The following is a 16,890-nucleotide window of genomic DNA, read 5'->3' as shown; positions in this document are numbered from 1 at the left end:
CTGGTTGACTACATCCAGTTCTACAACCAACAGCGTTTGCATTCCAGCCTGGACTATTTGCCACCGGCCGCTTTTGAACGCGGCCACCTAACTGCAACCAGTGTCCAATAAAGTCGAGCAAGCGCCCTCGCACCGGCATGGCACTTGGCCCGCTTTCCGCTCTGGTCCATCATCCGTTCAGCGGGCCAAGCGCCATGCCAGCGCTCGCGGCTCAGTTCAAACGTTAGAACCTGCAAATTTCTGTGCAGCAGCACAAGTAATAAAAATGAGTGATAAAAACGACCTGTATGCGGTAGCCGAGGCTGCGCTGGAAAAAAGCAAGGGCATTGAAAATGCCGCCGTATTTCAACCACTTACTAACTTAGAGCGGGAAGCGAATCGAGTTGCAAAGGCTTGGTCAGGCTCTTGGTTAGGATATCACTCTTATGTTTATTACAACAATCTTGCTGACCCTCCGCAGGGGCAAGATTCAGCCAAGAATGGGGTTTTCATGAAAGTTACTCAAACTCCAACACATCAGGCAATTGGGTTGAATTTAATTACGACGAAGTAATTAAGTACATTGAATTGCAAGCTGGCTCTCCAGATCTATCAAAAACAAAGGAGTATGCCTCCCAAGTCGCCGATCTGTTTGATGATTGGAAATCAATAGTTGTATCAAAGCTTTCAAATGCAGTCCGCAAAGATCCGAATGATAAATTTCTTGAAGACTTGCTGTCGCAAGCGAAATCTCTAAAAATATTTTCGGCAAACGATTTTGTAGATTACATGACCCCTAAGGTTCAGTTGATGTCAAGGGACATGCAAGCTATTGAAAAAGGCATACGCACGCCGCCTCACATTGCGATATTTGCTAAAGTTCAAGCTTTAAAGCAACCATTTCAAGCATGCTTAGAACTAGGGAAAATTGCGCAACGCGCTGCTTCGCACCTTTCTGATCAAGATGACAAGAATGCTCAGCAATCAAGAATAGGCACTAACGTCTTTTTGGGGCATGGAAGATCATCTGCGTGGAAAGATTTGCGTGATTTCATACGTGATCGAATGCATCTACCTTGGGACGAGTTCAACAGAGTTCCTGTAGCCGGCTTCACGAACATAGCACGCTTGTCACAAATGCTAGATGGAGCAGCTATAGCCTTCATCATAATGACAGCAGAAGATGAGCAACTTGATGGAAAAATGCACGCAAGGATGAACGTTATTCATGAAGCCGGACTGTTTCAAGGGCGACTTGGATTTGAAAAAGCCATTCTTCTTTTGGAAGAGGGGTGTGAGGAGTTTTCTAACGTTCAAGGCCTTGGGCAAATTGGATTCCCCGCAGGCAATATTTCAGCGGTATTTGAAAGTATCCGACAAGTACTTGAGCGGGAAGAGCTTGTGATATAAGACAGTACCCGCCCTTTCTTGTGGGGTCTAAATGTGCGTTCAACGTGGACGCCAGCAGCGCCCATGCCTTCGGCATTTTATTGGCCGCTGTTCGTGCCCTGCGCCCCTCGGGTTCCGGCGCCAGTTAACTAATTCGTTAGATCTCAAATATGCAAACCGCTACTGATTACTTGAGCAAGACGGAAAGCGCTGTGCGGAAGTTATTCGAAGGAATAGATTCATACACAAGCATTCTGAAAAGGCATCCAACCGCTGTATTCGTAACGTCATACACAAACGAAGCGGACTTCCACGCCCAATATGAAGCTTGGGCTAGAGAGAACGAGAGCCAAATTCGCGCTTCGTTGGAGGCGGAGCGTGAATACATGGCGGAGAGCTTTGCTCAGGCAACGTTTTGTGGGGCTATCCTCCAAGTCGCGGCGAAAGCAATTGAATGCTTTTCGAAGAATACGAGTGTTCCAGAGGACTGGTCGGCGATAGTCAAAGTTGGAACAAAGGCTGTGCCATTCTGTGCCGGCAGATTGATTCGCGACGTACCGCTAGGCTTGGTCATACATGCCGCGCGTAATCAGCATACGCACTTTGATGACGACGAACTGCGAGAGCCAAATATCTCCGTGTTCGAGCGTTTGGCCGTAAATCATGGCATTAAGTCTGGTCAGCCGTTTCGCGATCCTGCCTTTGACATACAAAACACTAGGCTAGTCAGCTATGCGTCGAATTGCACAGCGCTTATGGGGTGGCGCACGTATGAAGCGTATGAGCAAGACATGCACGCTCTGCTTGAGATTTAACATCGCCATCAAACGGACTTGCCTTCGGCGAGCCGCTTATGTCGGGCGTTAGGGTTTTCTGGATCTACGCAATGACTTGTGCTTCCCACTTTGGTCTTCTGGCGTCCTACAACCAATGGATGAATCGGAAGCTATACAACGCGGCAGCAGTTCTGTCCCACGAGCAATTGACTCAAAACCGAGGTGCCTTTTTCGGTTCAATCCTTGGCACGCTCAATCACATTGCCGTTGGCGACATCATCTGGCTCAAACGCATCGCCGGCCACTTCCCGAAGCTGGCATCCCTGACCCCATTGCAGGAAGTGCTCGCGCCCTCATCGCTGGATCAACAGCTTTTCGCCAACTTCGCAGCCTTGACCGATCTTCGTGCGTCTCTGGACGAGGTCATCATCAATCTGTGCGCCGAACTGTCGCAACAAGACTTGAACTCACCGTTTGAGTACACATCCACCAAGGGTATCAAGAGCAAAAAGCTGCTGAGCGAAGTCCTGCTGCATTTCTTCAATCACCAGACGCATCATCGGGGCCAGGCGACAACGCTCTTCTCGCAGGTAGGCATCGACGTCGGCGCGACAGACCTGCTCATGTTGATCCCCAACATGCCGTGAAATGAAGCCATCAACCCCATGAGGCGCACCTTGAAGATCCATCGCCTCATCGGGGGCCTCATGTTCGCCTTGGCAGGGTGCGACGACCCACTTCGCCGCGCCGATTTGCCAGCTTCTGAACAGGTCCTGTCCCAGTACCAAACCATTCATATCGGCGCACAAGCGCTCACGCTGCCCACCATCGTGCTGCTGTCGTCCGTCAAGCACAGCAGCATGACCTTGCACGACGGCACCCCGGTGCCGATCGCAGACGTCTTGTCCCAGCGCACCCACGGCACTCAGGTTGCAGAGTTGTCCATTGCTATCGGCGCCTATCAATGGTTGCCGGACCATGATCAGGACACCTCGGCCTATGTGTCACGCGCCTTCTGCGACAAGCTGAGAGCGCGCTGGGAGTACGACCAGTGCTCACTGGGGCTCTACGACGGTAAAACGGAGTTCACCCCTCGGCGTGTCGATGTGGTCGAGCGCAGCCACCTTATCCATTCCAACATCCAGCTTTTTGTGATGGGTGGGCAAGGGCTTTCAGGGGGAGAAGCCGCTCGCATGCTCTTGGCGCAGTCCCCAGCCAAGCTGCTCCACTGTGCCCCCAAGCAAACGCCGCTGTGCACCGCGGTACTGCCAATCGGGTCCGATCTTGTTGTAGTCTGGGCCACCAATCCAGGCGATTTTGAGCCCGACAGCGCACGCGTCCGTTGGCTCATGGAGCAGTACCTGGGCCTGTAATCCTGTCGCTGCACTCGCGCAGCCATCACCCCCATGTACTGCCCCGCCCACTTTCAAGAAGACCGTCCGGCCGAGTTGCACCGCCTCATCGCGCAGTTCCCCTTGGCCACCATCGTTCGCCACGATGCCGATGGTTTGACGGCCGACCACGTGCCGCTCTTGTTCCAGGCCACGCCGGGTGGTGCGGGCAAGTTGCTGGGGCATCTCGCCAGGCACAACCCACTCTGGCAAGTGCCGCCTGACCAAGAGTTGCTGGTCGTCTTCCAGGGCCCGTCCACCTACATCTCTCCCAACTGGTACGCCACCAAGCACGATGCCGGCAAGGTGGTCCCCACGTGGAACTACGCCGTGGTGCACGCACATTGCACGCTCCACGCCATTCACGAGCCAGAGCAGGTCCGGCAACTCGTCACCCAGTTGACCGACCAGCACGAGGCCAGTCAGGCTCACCCCTGGCGAGTGGCCGATGCGCCCACCGATTACACCGACAAGCTGCTCGCCAACATCGTCGGCATCGAGTTGCATGTGCACCGCATGCAAGGCAAGTGGAAGGTCAGCCAGAACCAGCCCAAGCAGAACCAGCAGTCCGTCGTTCAAGGCTTGTTGTCGGAGGGTGGCGACTCGCGAGCTGAAATGGCATCGCTTGTGCTGGCGCGCACTGCCCTGTGAGTGCTGATAATTCAAATTTCAACCACACAGGGAGCCGTTCGCATGCCCAGCACAGATATCCTCTGCTTTTTTCCTTGGCGTTCTGGCTCTGTTTGGTGCTGCTGCTCATTCCCATCACGCGGTTTCGGGCCGCCTTCCGCCGCGAGGTCGATTCCAGCGAATTCAGGCTCGGTGAATCCGGTAACGTGCTGCCGCACGTCAGGCTGCCTAACCGCAACTATATGATCCTGCACCAGCGGTATCGACTCCTGCGCATCCAATTCATACGCAAGGCCTTACATAATGCGATCCAGCGATGGAAGCCGCTTTGTGCGGCAGGCTCTTGCACCGTGGTTTCGTTAGCTTGAATACTGAGATGGAAAAGTGAAGTAACCTATTCGGCGCCACTAAATGAGTCATTATTTTGATCCCAATATTTCAATATTTTTGCATATAAGTGGTCAGCAATGAGTGCGTGGGCCCTGAAGTCAGGGTGAAATGCGCCGTTTATGCTCCTGCCGGTTTTCTGTGCTTGAAATAGAACAGAGTCATTGGTGTTTCTAAACCACCGTTGTCTATTTAAATCATAAGCTAGGATCGTTGACGGGTTCTCAGGGTACCAAACTCCATTTCGAATGTGTGGGTAAATAGGGGTTTTGGCTTCAGTTCGGCTGTAGCCCGCACAAATCCCATGCTTTTTCATTTCGGCGATGTGATCACTCACGAAATTCCAGCCGTGCTCTGTTGCTGCATTATTCATGGCGTGGAAAAGAGGGGTGATGAGTCCCGTGTTGAGGTCTTCGATTTCCTCTTTTGTTATTCCAATATCCCATTTCGAAGTTGTAAATACCCTGGGGAGCATGGATCTTGCTTGTTCGCTGAGGTCCCGACTTCTGTCCTTGTCGCAGAATGTCTGCCCATCTTCAATGTAGCTGGGGTTTGGGTACGCGGTTAGGAAAACCGATCCCGGATTGTTGACGAGCCCAGAGTCTTGAAGTTCCTGTGCTAGCCATTTGTAATAGTCGGGGAGCCAGTACTTAATTCGATCGCGACCTACTGGCTTATTCTTTTGGCAAATTGATTGGCCTGTATATTTTGGGCAAACGGGATCAATGGCTTTGTTGGTGATGTTTACAGATAGAAGTCCCGCTAGATTTCTGTGCCCGCTAGGCATCGTTGCCCATGCTATGGAAGGAGCAAACCCTACATCGTTCCCCCCAATGCTGAGTAATACTGCATCAGGCTTTCGCATCTCTCCTTCGCACCTGTAAAGGGATGCGTACTCCGGTCTGCGGATGCCACTGCCAGTGTAGCCCCGGTAAAACAATTTACGACTGGCTCTGAGTTTTTCGCTTCTGCACAAATGACTTACAGCTGTATTGATCTGTGAGTCGAAAACGCTTTCGCCTCCGCCTGGCGGTGCCTTTTGCGGGGTTAGTAACCCATCTAGAATTTCCGCGCCTGAACAGGCCAAGGGTAATAGCGTGACTGTTTCTTTGGGGTTGGCTGAGGCCAGCCTCATAGAAGCAAGAACATGCTGACTAAGAAAAGATCTATGGCATTGCTGGTCTAGCCATCTGGCATATTGCTCTACCCAAATTTTGTCCTTTTGTGTCCATCTGCCCGTTGTACTGGAGTTGCGGTTGCTTAGCGCTCAAAGCTGAGTTCCAGTTGGGCTGATTTTGGCTGGAATGTCAGGGTTTCCTTCTCCTGATGCGTAAGAGTCGCCTATTCCGAGAATGAGGCGATCTCTTATCGTTGCTTTTGCTCGAAACGTTTGGCCCGTTGCGACAGATCTGACGGAGAGCGTGGGGTCGCCTTCGCCAAACTGGGTGATTGCGTCGAATTCAAATTCTGCGCTGCAGTCGATTTCTTTGATTGTCTGTTGGTAATTCCAAACGCATGAGCCTTGTAGTCCGTCAATGTTGGCTACCGCTTTATGGGCGGTCGGGAAAATGTACTCTTTTGGGAATCTTCTCAGGGTTTTTGTGTCTTTGCTTAAAAATGTATGATCAATAGGCGGAGTGGGGTGCTGATCTCTGTTGGTGAATCGGCTTGTTATGAATTCAAGGGCGGATTGAGATTTTTGTATCTTGAAGTCCGCTGCTGCTGATTCATGATTTATTAGCCTGAAAGAGTTTTTGCTCTTCCAGTTAATGCTATGAGCCATCACGGTCAATGGTAGAGATAGGGCAAGCAACGCAAGGGTTTTGCTCATGATGGCTCTCCAAATTGAAATTTGGTAAGACGCTAATGCGGGTGTGTCTGCCTGTCAATCCCTATGTGGATCAGCGAAGTCATGTCATGGGGGATAAGGTGCCAGCAGTCGATACATGGTGCCTGAGGTGGATGAGATGATCCTATTTGCCAGGGCGGCCGTTTTGACAGTCTCGGTTGGTGGCATATCCCACATCGTTTGCCTCAAGGCATCGACACTCCCGAGGTTTTTGGGGTTGACGTTCGGTGCGAGGTTGAAAGATCGCCACGAACCCGATCACGGTCCCCTGTTTCTTTGCCTATGCGATGGCCGATTTCGCCGATATCTGCTTGTTAACGTCGTCGATAGAGAACTGAGTGAACATGACATGCAAAGCAATTGAAGGCGCAGCAGCGTCAGCCCCCTCGGAACTAGCACTTCGTCGTTCAGGGCTGGTTGTCGGAGGGCGCTGACGAGCAAGCGCGGATGGTGTCGCTGGTGCAAATGTGTGCCTGCCTGTCAGCACCAATAATCCATATTCCAAACACACAGGGAGCCTCTCGCATGTCCAAAACAGACATCCTTCTGCCGTTGTTCGCCTTGGCCTTCTGGACCAGCCTGATCCTGCTTCTCATTCCCATCACCCGGTTTCGAGCCGCCTTCCGGAGCGAGGTCGTGGCCAGCGACTTCAAGCTGGGTGAATCTGGCAACGTGCCGCCGCACGTCAGCCTGCCCAATCGCAATTACATGAACCTGCTGGAGCTGCCAGTGCTTTTCTACGTGGCCGGCGTGCTCATCTACGTCACGGGTGGCGCCACACCGGCCATGCTCATGACGGCCTGGGCCTATGTCGGCCTGCGGGTGCTGCACAGCCTTATCCATCTCACCTATAACCACGTCATCCAGCGCATGCTGGCGTTTGCGGCCAGCAACTTCGTGCTGGTGGCGCTGTGGGTGTTGGCGGGCCTCAAGATCTTCGCTCTTGCTTGACACCTACGCTGCATTGACAGCCTGACAAGGAGACGCCCATGCCTGCCGACCCCTTTGACCTGGAGCGTTTCGTCAAGGCGCAAGAGCACACCTATCCGGTCGCGCTGGGTGAAGTGCGCAGCGGCTGCAAGCAGTCTCACTGGGTGTGGTTCATCCTGCCCCAGCTCCGTGGGCTGGGCTTCAGCCAGATGGCGCACAAGTTCGGCATCTCGGGCATGGCCGAGGCCCAGGCTTACATGGCTCACCCGGTGCTGGGGCCGCGCCTGGTGGAGGTGGTGCAAGCCATGCTGCAACACCAGGCATCGTCTGCTGAAGACGTGCTGGGCAGCATCGACGCACGGAAGTTTCAGTCTTGCCTGACGCTGTTTGCCTTGGCAGCCCCGCAGGTGGCCTGCTTCAACGACGCTTTGCAGCAGTTCTTCTCATCCGAGCGCTGTGCGTCCACACTCAAGCTGTTGGCGCAGCCGCAGCCCTAAGGCCCCTTCGCTCATGACACGCTACGTTGCATTCCTTCGCGGTGTCAGCCCCATGAACTGCAAGATGCTGGACCTCAAGCGCTGCTTCGAGGCCGCAGGCTTCACGGACGTGAAGACGGTGCTGTCGAGCGGCAATGTCGCGTTCACGGCTCAAGCTGCGGTCGTCCCCATCTTGGAGAGTGCGGCCGAAGCGCAGATGCCCGAGCACCTGGGGCGCGTCTTCCAAACCATCGTTCGCCCCTCAGTCTTTCTTCAGTCGCTGGTGGCTACGGACCCGTTTGCCGAGTTTGCGCTGCCGGCCAACGCCAAGCGCATCGTCACGTTCTTGCGCCGGCCTTGTGAAAAGCAGGTGGTCTTGCCCATTGAGCGCGGCCACGCTCGCATCCTCAAGCTGCAAGATACCGAGGTGTTCTCGGCCTATGTGCCCAACGAAACGGGGCCGGTGTTCATGGCCTTGCTGGAAAGAACCTTCGGAGCAGAAGTGACCACGCGCACCCTGGAGACCGTCCGAAAGTGTTCCCAGGCCTAGCGGGTCACTGCAACCACGGCCATACCTGATCCACGAAGAACGCCGCACCCACCACCAGCGCGGCCACGCTGCTCACCAGCACGGCGCCGGCGGCTACATCCTTGCTCAGCCCAATGGCCGGGTGCTGGTGCGGGTGCAGGTGGTCGGCCAGCGCCTCCAGCGCGGTGTTGAGCAGCTCGCTGGCCACCACGGCGCCAATGGTCAGGGCCATAACGGCCCACCACATCGCGGGCGCCCGCGTCAGCACCAGCAGCAACACCATCAGCACCGTGGCCACCGCATGGGTGCGCAGGCTTTTCTCCATGCGCCAGGCCGCGCGCAACCCGGCCATCGCATAGCCCAGTCGTGCCTTGAAAGGGTGGCCCTTCATTGGCTGCGCCCCTGACCCAGGTGCAGGCGGCTCGCCACCATCCACACCAGCACAGCCCAGGCGGCACCCGCCGCCCAGCCCGCCGCCACGTCCGAAGCCCAGTGCACCCCCAGGTACACCCGCGACAGCCCCACCAGGCCACTTACGCCCGCAGCCACGCCAATGGCGTACACGCGCAGCCGGGTGCGTGGGGCCAACCGGGCCACCAGCGTCGCCAGCGTCAAGAACACCACCGCTGACATCATCGCGTGCCCACTCGGAAAGCTGTAGCCATCGGCCAGCGTGCCGTGAAACAGCGCATCGGGCCGGGCCCGGGCAAACAGGTGCTTGAGCGCAATGCTCACGCCCCAGCCCAGCAGCGACGCGCCCGCCGCCAGCCAAGCCATGTGCCACTGTCGGGCCATCATCAAGTAGCCGCACACCGCGCTCACGGTCATGATCAGCACGGTTGGGCTGCCCAGCGCGGTGATGTCGCGCATCACATCGGGCAGCCAGCGCGGGCCCCAGGGCGCGCCGTCCACCCCACCGGTGCGGAACCAGCTCAGCAGCCAGTCGTCCACGGCGTGCAGGTCACCTTCCATCATCTCGCCCGCCAGGGTCAGAAAGCCCCACAGGCACAGCCCCAGCAGCACAATGGGCCACAGCAGGCGGAGTTCGAAGTTGCGTTGCATCACCATGTTCAATGTCTGAATGTCAGTCCAGCAGGCCGGCTTGTGCAAACACCTCGCGCCAGGCGGCCAGCTTGCGCTCGAACGACCACGAGGCATTCGCCGGGCTGGTGGACGGCAGCTTGAACACCGGCAGCCCCAGCGCCTGCGTCACCCGCATGTGGCGCGCCGATTCGCCCCCATTGTGCGCAATGGCGCGCAGCGTGGGCACCTGTTGGATCAGACCTGCCAGGTCATTGAGTTCGCCGTGTTCAATGGCGCTGTCCAGGCTGCCTTCGCGTATGCAGCCGGCATACACATCCCAAATGGCCAGCCCGTGGGCCTTCACCACCGGCAGCCGCTCGGCATAGGGCAGGGCGTGCAGCGGCTGCGCGCCTTCCAGCCCCCACAGCGCCGACAAAATCGGCCAGAACTGGTTGCGAGGGTGCGCGTAGTACTGCTGCGCCTGCAATGAGGCCACACCCGGAAAGCTCCCCAACACCAGCAGCCTGGCGCCAGGCCCCACCACTGGCGCCAGCCCCTGCAGCCGCGGCAAACCCGCCGCCGGTGCGGCAGGCGAGGGCGGGGCGGCAGGCGAACGGGGGGCTCGGACCATGGCTGTGACTGTGCCACACTCGTTGCCGTGAAGAAAAAACCGACCCTGGCCGAAGCCACGATTTCCGAAGAGCGCGGCGTGCGCTACCTGCACCTGGGCACGCCCTGGATCCAAGGCGCCATGCGCATCCGCCAGCCCCAGAAGCTGGAGCTCGAATACATCCAGCGCATGATGGCCTGGCTGCTGCTGCGCGACCCCGACCAACTGCCCGGCACCCGCTGCCTGCAACTGGGCCTTGGCGCCGCCGCCATCACCAAGTACTGCCACAGCGTGCTGCGCTTGCCCACCACGGCGGTCGAGATCAACCCGCAGGTCATCGGCGTGTGCCGCAGCTGGTTCCACCTGCCCGAGGACGACGAACGCCTCACCGTGATCCAGGCCGACGCCGCCCGTTTCGTGGCCAGCGACGATCACGTTGCTGATTACGACGCCCTGTGCGTGGACCTGTACGACCACGAAGCCGCCAGCCCCGTGCTGGACGACGAAGACTTCTACCGCGCCTGCTGGCGTTGCCTGGACGACGGCGGCGTGATGAGCGTCAACCTGTTCGGCCGCGATGCCAGTTTCGAGCGCAGCGCTGCCCGCATCAGCGCCGCCTTCGGCCCGAATCGCGTGGCCCAACTCAAGCCCACCACCGACGGCAACACCATCGTGCTGGCCTGGAAGGGCTTCGACCTGCCCGAGCGCGACGTGCTCACCGAGCGCGCCGAAACTTTACACACCCGCTGGTCGCTGCCCGCCAAGAAATGGGTCAAGCTGCTGGCGCCTTTCCAACCCACCGTCGCACCATGACACCGTCTAAGGCCACCGCATCCAAGGCATCGCACGCCATCACCCACCGCGGGCCGCTGGAGTGGCGCCAGCTGCTGAACTGGCTGGCCGAAGACGGCATCCTCACCCCGCAGGATGTGGACACCGTCATGCAGCGCTTTGCCGCCGGCACCAGCGCCCAGCACCCGTTGGTGCGCCTGGCCAGCCTGGGCCTCAAACGCGCGGACACCGGCACCGCGCTGGAGCTGGAGCCCCTGACCGAATGGCTGGCCCAGCGGGTCAAGCTGCCCTACCTGCGCATCGACCCGCTCAAGGTGGACGTGGCCCGCGTGGCCGATGTCATGTCCATCACCTACGCCGAGCGCCGCAAGGCCCTGCCGGTGTACGTGGGCGCCAACGAGATCACCATTGCCACCAGCGAGCCGCTGGACGTGGCCTGGGTGGAAGAGATCCTCGCCCACACGCGCAAGACCATCCAGCTGGCCGTGGCCAACCCGCTGGACCTGCAGCGCTACCGCACTGAGTTCTACACGCTGGCCCGCTCCGTCAAGGACGCCAAGAAGAAAACCGGCGATGCGGTGGCGCACAACTTCGAGCAGCTGGTGGAGCTGGGCCGCGCCAACCGCCAGCTCGACGCCAACGACCAGGGCATCATCCAGGTCGTCGACTGGCTGTGGCAATACGCCTTCGACCAACGCGCCTCCGACATCCACCTCGAACCCCGGCGCGAGATGGGTGCCATCCGCTTCCGCATCGACGGCGTGCTGCACACCGTCTACCAGGTCCCCCTGTCGGTCATGCAGGCCATGACGGCGCGCATCAAGCTGCTGGGCCGCATGGACGTGGTCGAAAAGCGCCGCCCGCTCGACGGCCGCATCAAGACCCGCAACCCCGGTGGCGATGAGGTCGAAATGCGCCTGTCCACCATGCCCACCGCCTTTGGCGAAAAGCTGGTGATGCGGATCTTCGACCCCGACAACACCGTCAAGTCTTTCGAGGCCCTGGGCTTTGCCCCGTCCGAGAAGCAGGTGTGGGAGCAGCTGCTCGCCCAGCCGCACGGCATCATCCTCGTCACCGGCCCCACGGGCTCGGGCAAGACCACTACGCTGTACTCCACGCTCAAGCGCCTGGCCACCGACGAGGTCAACGTCTGCACCATCGAAGACCCGATCGAAATGATCGAGCCCTCGTTCAACCAGACCCAGGTGCAGCCCGGCATCGACCTGAACTTTGCGGACGGCCTGCGCGCCCTGATGCGCCAGGACCCGGACATCATCATGGTGGGCGAAATCCGCGACCTGGAAACCGCCGAGATGGCGATCCAGGCTGCGCTCACCGGCCACCTGGTGTTCTCGACCCTGCACACCAACGATGCCGCCTCGGCCATCACCCGCCTGACCGACCTGGGCGTGCCGCCTTACCTCATCAGCGCCACCGTCATCGGCGTGCTGGCGCAGCGTCTGGTGCGCACCCTGTGCCCGGCGTGCAAGCAGGCCGACGAGCCGGTGTCTGGCGAAACGCTGTCCGAGTCGATCAAGCCCTGGCGCCTCAACGGCCAGTTCCGACCCTACAAGCCCGTGGGCTGTCTGGACTGCCGCATGACCGGCTTCAAGGGCCGCGTGGGCCTGTACGAATTGCTGCCCGTGTCCGAGGCTGTGCGCGACACCTTGCACCCGCAGGTGGACATGGGCCAGTTGCGTAAGACCGCCGCCAAGGAAGGCCTGCGTCCGCTGCGCCTGTCGGGCATCATGAAGGTGACCGAAGGCGTCACCACCGTCGAAGAGGTGCTGCGCAACACCCCTCAGTGGGAGCGTTGAGGCGCAGGGGGCAGCCCTTTGAAGCTGGGCACCCACACTTCGGCGCAAATGCCGACGGGGTCCCGCTCAAACCAGCGCACCTCGCCGTTGAGTTGCTTGACCCGCTTGCGCACACCGCCCAGGCCCAGTCCGTGCGCCCATTGCTCAGGCTCTCGACCTCGGCCGTCGTCGCTCACGCGCAGGGTCAGCATGTCTTCTGCCAGGATCAGGGTGACCGTGATGTGCTCGGCGTGTGCATGGCTGATCGCATTGCTCACCAGTTCACGCAAGATGCGTGTCAGCGCCGACCACTGCACCATGCTCAACTCGATATCCTGATCGGCCTGCATCTCCCAGGTCAGGGCGCAGTGCGCCAGCTCCAGACGATGACTCAGATCGCGCTTCCATTCCGCCGCGGCATCGCTCAGGCGGTGTGACGAAGCGGCCAGCCCACGCGTCAGCGTCTTGAGGTCTTGCAGCGTGTGGCGAATGTAGTCGCCCATTTCCGGGGTGGGCGCCTGGTACAGCAGGGTCAGCAGGCGCGCGCCGATGTCATCGTGCAGATCCTGGGCAATGCGCAGGCGCTCTTCGCCGCGGCCTTGCTCCATCGCATCGCTCAGGCGTCGCTCATCGGCCTGCGCTTCGGCTTGGATCTGCGTGTCGCTGGGTGCCGAGGTGTGCACGGATTCCGCGGGCCACAGCCAGCGCCGGGACCACAGATGGCCGGCCAATGCACCGCCCATGGCCAGGCCCAAAGCCCACAACGACGGGGCCGTGGCGGCGTGGGCCGTTTGCCCCAAGCGCAACACGATGGCGGCCAACAGCACCCAGGCCATCAGCAGCAGGGTTTCGGCCAGCACGCGCGCCACCCACACCGGACGGTGCCAGTTCACACGGCGGATCACCAAAGGGGGAGGGGGACGGGCTGGCATGTTGGGGGGACTCTTGGCAGGTCGCCCGCAGGCTCAGACCAGGCCCTGTTTGCTGGCCAGCACCGCTGCTTCGGCACGGCTAGACACATTCAACTTCTTGTAGATGGACTTGATGTGGTCATTGACCGTGAACCACTTGATGCCCATCAGCGAGGCGATTTCCTTGATCGTGAAACCCTTGCTCAGATAGGTCAGCACCTCGCTCTCGCGCGGCGTCAGTTGCTCATGCTCTGGATCGACACGGGGGGGGGCGCTGGGCGTGGCCGGTGCCAGCGCACCCGGTACGGTGTGTCCGCTGTCGTCGGCGCGGAAGTGGTGCAGCAGGCGCCGCGCAATCGCCGGCGACAGCGGCGGCTGGCCGCGCACGATCCTTTGCAGCTCTTCCACCAGCACCTCGAAGCGGTCTTCCTTGAGCAGGTAGCCATCGGCCCCGTACTGCAGGGCCGGGAACAGGTGCTCGTCGTCGGAGTACAAGGTCGTGACGATGCGCGTGGCCGGATAGCCGCTCAACTGGCGCAGCAACTCCAGGCCGCTGCCATCGGGCAGTTCCAGGTCCAGCAGGATCAGGTGAAAGGGCGTGGCCCCCGGCACCGCCTGCCCGCCGGCCACGATGCCCAGCTCGCGCCGGGCCGAGGCCAGATCGCCGGCTTCCACAATGGCGCTGACGTCGCTGAAGCTCTCGCTCACGACGCGACACAGAAAGCCCCGGGCCACCGGGTTGTCTTCCAGAATGAGAACCTTGACCGTCATGTCGTTCCTCCCCCGCACCGCTGCTGGGTGGGCCGGGTGTGATGTGTTCTGCGCCACTATATAGTGGATGGCTGCTCCTCCTACAATCGACCCATGCGAATCCTGATTGCCAACGACGACGGTTACCTGGCGCCCGGCATTGCCGCGCTGGTGGAGGCTTGCCAAGGCCTGGGCGAGATCGATGTGTTTGCCCCTGAGCGCAACGCCAGCGGCACCTCCAACGCCCTGACCCTGCACCAGCCTCTGAGCCTGCACACCGCGGCCAACGGTTTCCGCTACGTCAGCGGCACCCCGTCTGACAGCGTGCACCTGGCCCTCACGGCCGGCCTCATCCCCAAGCCCGATCTGGTGCTGTCTGGCATCAACAACGGCGCCAACATGGGTGACGACACTTTGTACTCGGGCACCGTGGCCGCCGCCACCGAGGGCTACCTGTTCGGCATCCCGGCGATTGCCTTCTCCCTGGTGGACAAGGGCTGGGCGCATCTGGATGTGGCCGCCCGCGTGGCCCGTCGCGTCATCGAGCAGGTGCTGGCGCAACCGCCGGCCGGCCACCCCTGGCTGCTCAACGTCAACATTCCTTCGTCGGCGCAGGCCGATGAGGCGCCCTGGGCCATCACCCGCCTGGGCCGCCGCCACGCCAGCTTCCCGGCTGTGGCACAGGCCAATCCGCGCGGCGACCTGTTTTACTGGATCGGCCCGGCCGGTGAGGCCCGCGAAGACGGCGAGGGCACCGATTTCCATGCCATCCGCCAGGGCCAGGTGTCCATCACCCCCCTGAAGGTCGACATGACCGATCACCAACACCTGCCCACGTGGCAGCGTTGGTTGGAGCCGCGGTGAGCGTGCCCCCCGACGATCGCAAGCCGCGGCGTTTCCCGCTGCAACTCGATCAGGTGGCATCTCCCCGCGCCAGTGGGGGGCGCACTCCCATTGGCAGCACCCCCGCCCCGCGTGTGTCGCGCGAGGTGCTGCGCCCGCAGGCGCCCCTGCACTTGGCCGAACGCGATCGCCAGCGCCACACCGCCCCGCAAGGCCTGGGGCTCGACTCGGCTCACGTGCGCATGCGCATGGTGCAGCGCCTGCAGGCCGATGGCATCAGCCACCCTGGCGTGCTCCAGGCCTTTGCCACCGTGCCGCGCCACCTGTTCGTGGACACGGCGCTGGTCAACCAAGCCTACGAAGACACCAGTTTGCCCATTGGCCTGGGCCAGACCATCTCCAAGCCCTCTGTGGTGGCCGCCATGATCCAGCTCCTGTGCGTGCGCCCGGGGCTGACCGCTGCCGACGTGCCGGGGAGCACCAAGCCCCTGGGCAATTGCCTGGAAATCGGCACCGGCTGCGGCTACCAGGCAGCCTTGCTCAGCCATCTGGCACGCCGGGTGGTGTCCATCGAACGGCTGCGCGACCTGCACCTCAAGGCCCGCAGCAACCTGGAGCAGCTGCGCGCCGTCTTGCCCACCTCGCCCGATGTGCGTTTGGTGTATGGTGACGGGATGATTGGTCACGCGCCCGCTGCGCCTTACGACACCATCATCGCCGCGGCGGGAGGCGCTGCGCTGCCGCAGGCCTGGCTCGACCAGCTCGCACCGGGAGGGCGGCTCGTCGCCCCCACGCAAGACGAGCGAGGCGGGCAGGTGCTCGTCATCGTCGATCGCCTGGCAGATGGCCGTTTTCAACACACCCGCGCCGGCGCGGTCTTGTTCGTCCCCCTAAAATCGGGGACCACCTGATGTTTGACGACCTGAGGCGGCCCCCGTCTCAGGCACGACGATTGGTCACATGCGATACATCACACCTTCTTTCCGATTGACCGCTGCGGTGGCCCTTGTGGCCGCACTTGCTGGTTGCGCCTCGCCCACCCACCGTGCCCCGGTGGAGGAGCGCGTCAGCGCCGCCCAGCCTCAGCGCCTGCCGCCGGGCGCCGAAAACGCGGGCAAGCCGGGCTACTACACCATCAAGCCGGGCGACACCCTGATCCGCATCGGCCTGGAAACCGGCCAAAGCTGGCGCGACATCGCCGGATGGAACAACATCGAGAACGCCAACCGCATTGAAGTCGGCCAGGTGATCCGCATCGTCCCGCCGGTGGGCGAGGCGGCTGCCGCCACGGCAGCCAGTGCCGGGGCAGGGGGCATGGCCGCCGCCAAGCCCGTGACCACGGCGCGCATCGAGCCCCGTGCGGTCGATGCCAAGAGCGCGGCGTCCGCGCCGTCGAGCCCGGCCTCCAGCGCCAGTGCCCCTGAACCCAAGTCCGACGTCAAGAGCGGCGATGAGCCCGCCTGGATCTGGCCCGCCAACGGCCCCACCATCGCCCAGTTCGAAGAAGGCAAGCGCAAGGGCCTGGTCATCGGCGGCAAGGCCGGCGACCCGGTCGTGGCCGCTGGTGATGGCCGCGTGGTCTACGCCGGCTCGGGCCTGCGTGGCTACGGCAACCTCATCATCATCAAACACGGTGGCGACTACCTGACGGCCTACGCCCACAACCAGGCGCTGCTGGTCAAGGAAGACCAGGCCGTGCGCAAGGGCCAGAAGATCGCCGAAATGGGCGCCACCGACGCCGACCGCGTCCAGCTGCATTTCGAGATCCGCAAGCAAGGCAAGCCCATCGACCCCGCGCGCCAGTTGCCCGCGCGCTGATCGCCTGCCAG

Annotated in this window: 22 protein-coding genes; 15 read left to right on the top strand and 7 right to left on the bottom strand. The window is 60.8% G+C overall.

Going from position 1 to position 16,890, the window contains the following annotated elements:
* From RBT42_RS16535 to RBT42_RS14470, 7 genes are all read left to right on the top strand, one after another.
* Positions 1-111 carry an IS3 family transposase gene (locus RBT42_RS16535; protein ID WP_413785906.1) on the top strand — a complete coding sequence of 37 codons (111 nt, stop codon included), beginning with the start codon at positions 1-3 and terminating at the stop codon, positions 109-111.
* 154 nt (positions 112-265) lie between these two features.
* Positions 266-553, top strand: a complete 288-nt coding sequence (locus RBT42_RS14495) for a hypothetical protein (RefSeq protein ID WP_320366365.1) — start codon at positions 266-268, stop codon at positions 551-553.
* A gap of 14 nt (positions 554-567) precedes the next feature.
* Complete coding sequence (locus RBT42_RS14490; protein WP_320366363.1) at positions 568-1,389, top strand: TIR domain-containing protein; 822 nt, start codon at positions 568-570, stop codon at positions 1,387-1,389.
* A gap of 865 nt (positions 1,390-2,254) precedes the next feature.
* Complete coding sequence (locus tag RBT42_RS14485; protein WP_320366361.1) at positions 2,255-2,791, top strand: DinB family protein; 537 nt, start codon at positions 2,255-2,257, stop codon at positions 2,789-2,791.
* Positions 2,792-2,821: 30 nt separating this feature from the next.
* Entirely contained in the window at positions 2,822-3,517 is a 696-nt protein-coding gene (locus tag RBT42_RS14480; RefSeq protein ID WP_320366358.1) for a hypothetical protein, read from the top strand.
* A gap of 33 nt (positions 3,518-3,550) precedes the next feature.
* The gene (locus RBT42_RS14475; protein ID WP_320366356.1) at positions 3,551-4,186 is read left to right on the top strand and encodes an FMN-binding negative transcriptional regulator; all 636 of its coding nucleotides are present in this window, start codon (positions 3,551-3,553) and stop codon (positions 4,184-4,186) included.
* 74 nt (positions 4,187-4,260) lie between these two features.
* Positions 4,261-4,533, top strand: coding sequence for a hypothetical protein (locus tag RBT42_RS14470; RefSeq protein WP_320366354.1), 273 nt, complete (start codon positions 4,261-4,263; stop codon positions 4,531-4,533).
* A gap of 26 nt (positions 4,534-4,559) precedes the next feature.
* Here RBT42_RS14470 and RBT42_RS14465 read toward each other — a convergent pair whose 3' ends face one another.
* Both RBT42_RS14465 and RBT42_RS14460 read right to left on the bottom strand, forming a co-directional pair.
* A complete protein-coding gene (locus RBT42_RS14465) occupies positions 4,560-5,417 on the bottom strand; it encodes a hypothetical protein (RefSeq protein WP_320366352.1) in 858 nt (285 codons plus the stop codon).
* Positions 5,418-5,819: 402 nt separating this feature from the next.
* Positions 5,820-6,383: a hypothetical protein gene (locus RBT42_RS14460; protein ID WP_320366350.1), complete on the bottom strand. Its 564-nt coding sequence runs from the start codon at positions 6,381-6,383 to the stop codon at positions 5,820-5,822.
* A 543-nt stretch (positions 6,384-6,926) separates the two neighbouring features.
* Between RBT42_RS14460 and RBT42_RS14455 the strand changes: the two genes are divergently transcribed.
* Genes RBT42_RS14455 through RBT42_RS14445 form a run of 3 tightly spaced genes read left to right on the top strand, consistent with a single transcriptional unit; the run spans position 6,927 to position 8,357 of the window.
* A complete protein-coding gene (locus RBT42_RS14455; RefSeq protein ID WP_320366348.1) occupies positions 6,927-7,352 on the top strand; it encodes an MAPEG family protein in 426 nt (141 codons plus the stop codon).
* A gap of 38 nt (positions 7,353-7,390) precedes the next feature.
* Entirely contained in the window at positions 7,391-7,828 is a 438-nt protein-coding gene (locus RBT42_RS14450; protein ID WP_320366346.1) for a DUF1810 domain-containing protein, read from the top strand.
* Between the two features lie 13 nt (positions 7,829-7,841).
* Positions 7,842-8,357, top strand: a complete 516-nt coding sequence (locus tag RBT42_RS14445) for a DUF1697 domain-containing protein (RefSeq protein ID WP_320366344.1) — start codon at positions 7,842-7,844, stop codon at positions 8,355-8,357.
* 4 nt (positions 8,358-8,361) lie between these two features.
* On the opposite strand, the gene RBT42_RS14440 is transcribed toward RBT42_RS14445, so the two are convergent.
* The 3 genes from RBT42_RS14440 to RBT42_RS14430 are packed head-to-tail and all read right to left on the bottom strand — an operon-like array spanning position 8,362 to position 9,990.
* On the bottom strand, positions 8,362-8,727 hold the full coding sequence (locus RBT42_RS14440; protein WP_320366342.1) for a diacylglycerol kinase: 366 nt from the start codon (positions 8,725-8,727) through the stop codon (positions 8,362-8,364).
* Positions 8,724-9,404, bottom strand: a complete 681-nt coding sequence (locus RBT42_RS14435; RefSeq protein WP_320366339.1) for a phosphatase PAP2 family protein — start codon at positions 9,402-9,404, stop codon at positions 8,724-8,726. The genes RBT42_RS14440 and RBT42_RS14435 overlap by 4 nt, the downstream gene beginning before the upstream one ends.
* Before the next feature lie 16 nt (positions 9,405-9,420).
* A complete protein-coding gene (locus tag RBT42_RS14430) occupies positions 9,421-9,990 on the bottom strand; it encodes a DNA-deoxyinosine glycosylase (protein ID WP_320366337.1) in 570 nt (189 codons plus the stop codon).
* Between the two features lie 27 nt (positions 9,991-10,017).
* Here RBT42_RS14430 and RBT42_RS14425 point away from each other — a divergent pair, with 27 nt between their 5' ends.
* Positions 10,018-10,782, top strand: coding sequence for a spermidine synthase (locus tag RBT42_RS14425; protein ID WP_320366335.1), 765 nt, complete (start codon positions 10,018-10,020; stop codon positions 10,780-10,782).
* The gene (locus tag RBT42_RS14420; RefSeq protein ID WP_320366334.1) at positions 10,779-12,578 is read left to right on the top strand and encodes a GspE/PulE family protein; all 1,800 of its coding nucleotides are present in this window, start codon (positions 10,779-10,781) and stop codon (positions 12,576-12,578) included. Before RBT42_RS14425 ends, RBT42_RS14420 begins: the two co-directional genes overlap by 4 nt.
* Here RBT42_RS14420 and RBT42_RS14415 read toward each other — a convergent pair.
* Both RBT42_RS14415 and RBT42_RS14410 read right to left on the bottom strand, forming a co-directional pair.
* On the bottom strand, positions 12,563-13,489 hold the full coding sequence (locus RBT42_RS14415) for a sensor histidine kinase (RefSeq protein WP_320366332.1): 927 nt from the start codon (positions 13,487-13,489) through the stop codon (positions 12,563-12,565). The two genes, RBT42_RS14420 and RBT42_RS14415, sit on opposite strands and share 16 nt — an antisense overlap.
* A 33-nt stretch (positions 13,490-13,522) precedes the next feature.
* Positions 13,523-14,239 carry a response regulator transcription factor gene (locus RBT42_RS14410; protein ID WP_320366330.1) on the bottom strand — a complete coding sequence of 239 codons (717 nt, stop codon included), beginning with the start codon at positions 14,237-14,239 and terminating at the stop codon, positions 13,523-13,525.
* Between the two features lie 93 nt (positions 14,240-14,332).
* Here RBT42_RS14410 and surE point away from each other — a divergent pair, with 93 nt between their 5' ends.
* From surE to RBT42_RS14395, 3 genes are read left to right on the top strand one after another with little or no spacing between them, the layout of a single operon-like run.
* Positions 14,333-15,082, top strand: coding sequence for a 5'/3'-nucleotidase SurE (gene surE, locus RBT42_RS14405; RefSeq protein ID WP_320366329.1), 750 nt, complete (start codon positions 14,333-14,335; stop codon positions 15,080-15,082).
* 2 nt (positions 15,083-15,084) lie between these two features.
* On the top strand, positions 15,085-15,972 hold the full coding sequence (locus tag RBT42_RS14400) for a protein-L-isoaspartate(D-aspartate) O-methyltransferase (RefSeq protein ID WP_413785905.1): 888 nt from the start codon (positions 15,085-15,087) through the stop codon (positions 15,970-15,972).
* Positions 15,973-16,021: 49 nt separating this feature from the next.
* Positions 16,022-16,879 carry a peptidoglycan DD-metalloendopeptidase family protein gene (locus tag RBT42_RS14395; RefSeq protein WP_320366328.1) on the top strand — a complete coding sequence of 286 codons (858 nt, stop codon included), beginning with the start codon at positions 16,022-16,024 and terminating at the stop codon, positions 16,877-16,879.
* Positions 16,880-16,890: the final 11 nt, after the last annotated feature.

It is taken from the genome of Aquabacterium sp. (genome assembly GCF_034003525.1).
Taxonomy (GTDB): Bacteria; Pseudomonadota; Gammaproteobacteria; order Burkholderiales; family Burkholderiaceae_C; genus Aquabacterium.
This window is presented reverse-complemented; position numbering and strand designations above follow the sequence as displayed.

Coding starts and splice junctions, on each gene's coding strand:
- RBT42_RS14395 (WP_320366328.1), top strand. CDS start 16,022: ATGCGATACATCACACCTTCTTTCCGATTGACCGCTGCGGTGGCCCTT.
- RBT42_RS14420 (WP_320366334.1), top strand. CDS start 10,779: ATGACACCGTCTAAGGCCACCGCATCCAAGGCATCGCACGCCATCACC.
- RBT42_RS14485 (WP_320366361.1), top strand. CDS start 2,255: ATGACTTGTGCTTCCCACTTTGGTCTTCTGGCGTCCTACAACCAATGG.
- RBT42_RS14435 (WP_320366339.1), bottom strand. CDS start 9,404: ATGGTGATGCAACGCAACTTCGAACTCCGCCTGCTGTGGCCCATTGTG.
- RBT42_RS14415 (WP_320366332.1), bottom strand. CDS start 13,489: ATGCCAGCCCGTCCCCCTCCCCCTTTGGTGATCCGCCGTGTGAACTGG.
- RBT42_RS14410 (WP_320366330.1), bottom strand. CDS start 14,239: ATGACGGTCAAGGTTCTCATTCTGGAAGACAACCCGGTGGCCCGGGGC.
- RBT42_RS14445 (WP_320366344.1), top strand. CDS start 7,842: ATGACACGCTACGTTGCATTCCTTCGCGGTGTCAGCCCCATGAACTGC.
- RBT42_RS14460 (WP_320366350.1), bottom strand. CDS start 6,383: ATGAGCAAAACCCTTGCGTTGCTTGCCCTATCTCTACCATTGACCGTG.
- RBT42_RS14430 (WP_320366337.1), bottom strand. CDS start 9,990: ATGGTCCGAGCCCCCCGTTCGCCTGCCGCCCCGCCCTCGCCTGCCGCA.
- surE (WP_320366329.1), top strand. CDS start 14,333: ATGCGAATCCTGATTGCCAACGACGACGGTTACCTGGCGCCCGGCATT.
- RBT42_RS14455 (WP_320366348.1), top strand. CDS start 6,927: ATGTCCAAAACAGACATCCTTCTGCCGTTGTTCGCCTTGGCCTTCTGG.
- RBT42_RS14440 (WP_320366342.1), bottom strand. CDS start 8,727: ATGAAGGGCCACCCTTTCAAGGCACGACTGGGCTATGCGATGGCCGGG.
- RBT42_RS14495 (WP_320366365.1), top strand. CDS start 266: ATGAGTGATAAAAACGACCTGTATGCGGTAGCCGAGGCTGCGCTGGAA.
- RBT42_RS14475 (WP_320366356.1), top strand. CDS start 3,551: ATGTACTGCCCCGCCCACTTTCAAGAAGACCGTCCGGCCGAGTTGCAC.
- RBT42_RS14450 (WP_320366346.1), top strand. CDS start 7,391: ATGCCTGCCGACCCCTTTGACCTGGAGCGTTTCGTCAAGGCGCAAGAG.
- RBT42_RS14465 (WP_320366352.1), bottom strand. CDS start 5,417: ATGCGAAAGCCTGATGCAGTATTACTCAGCATTGGGGGGAACGATGTA.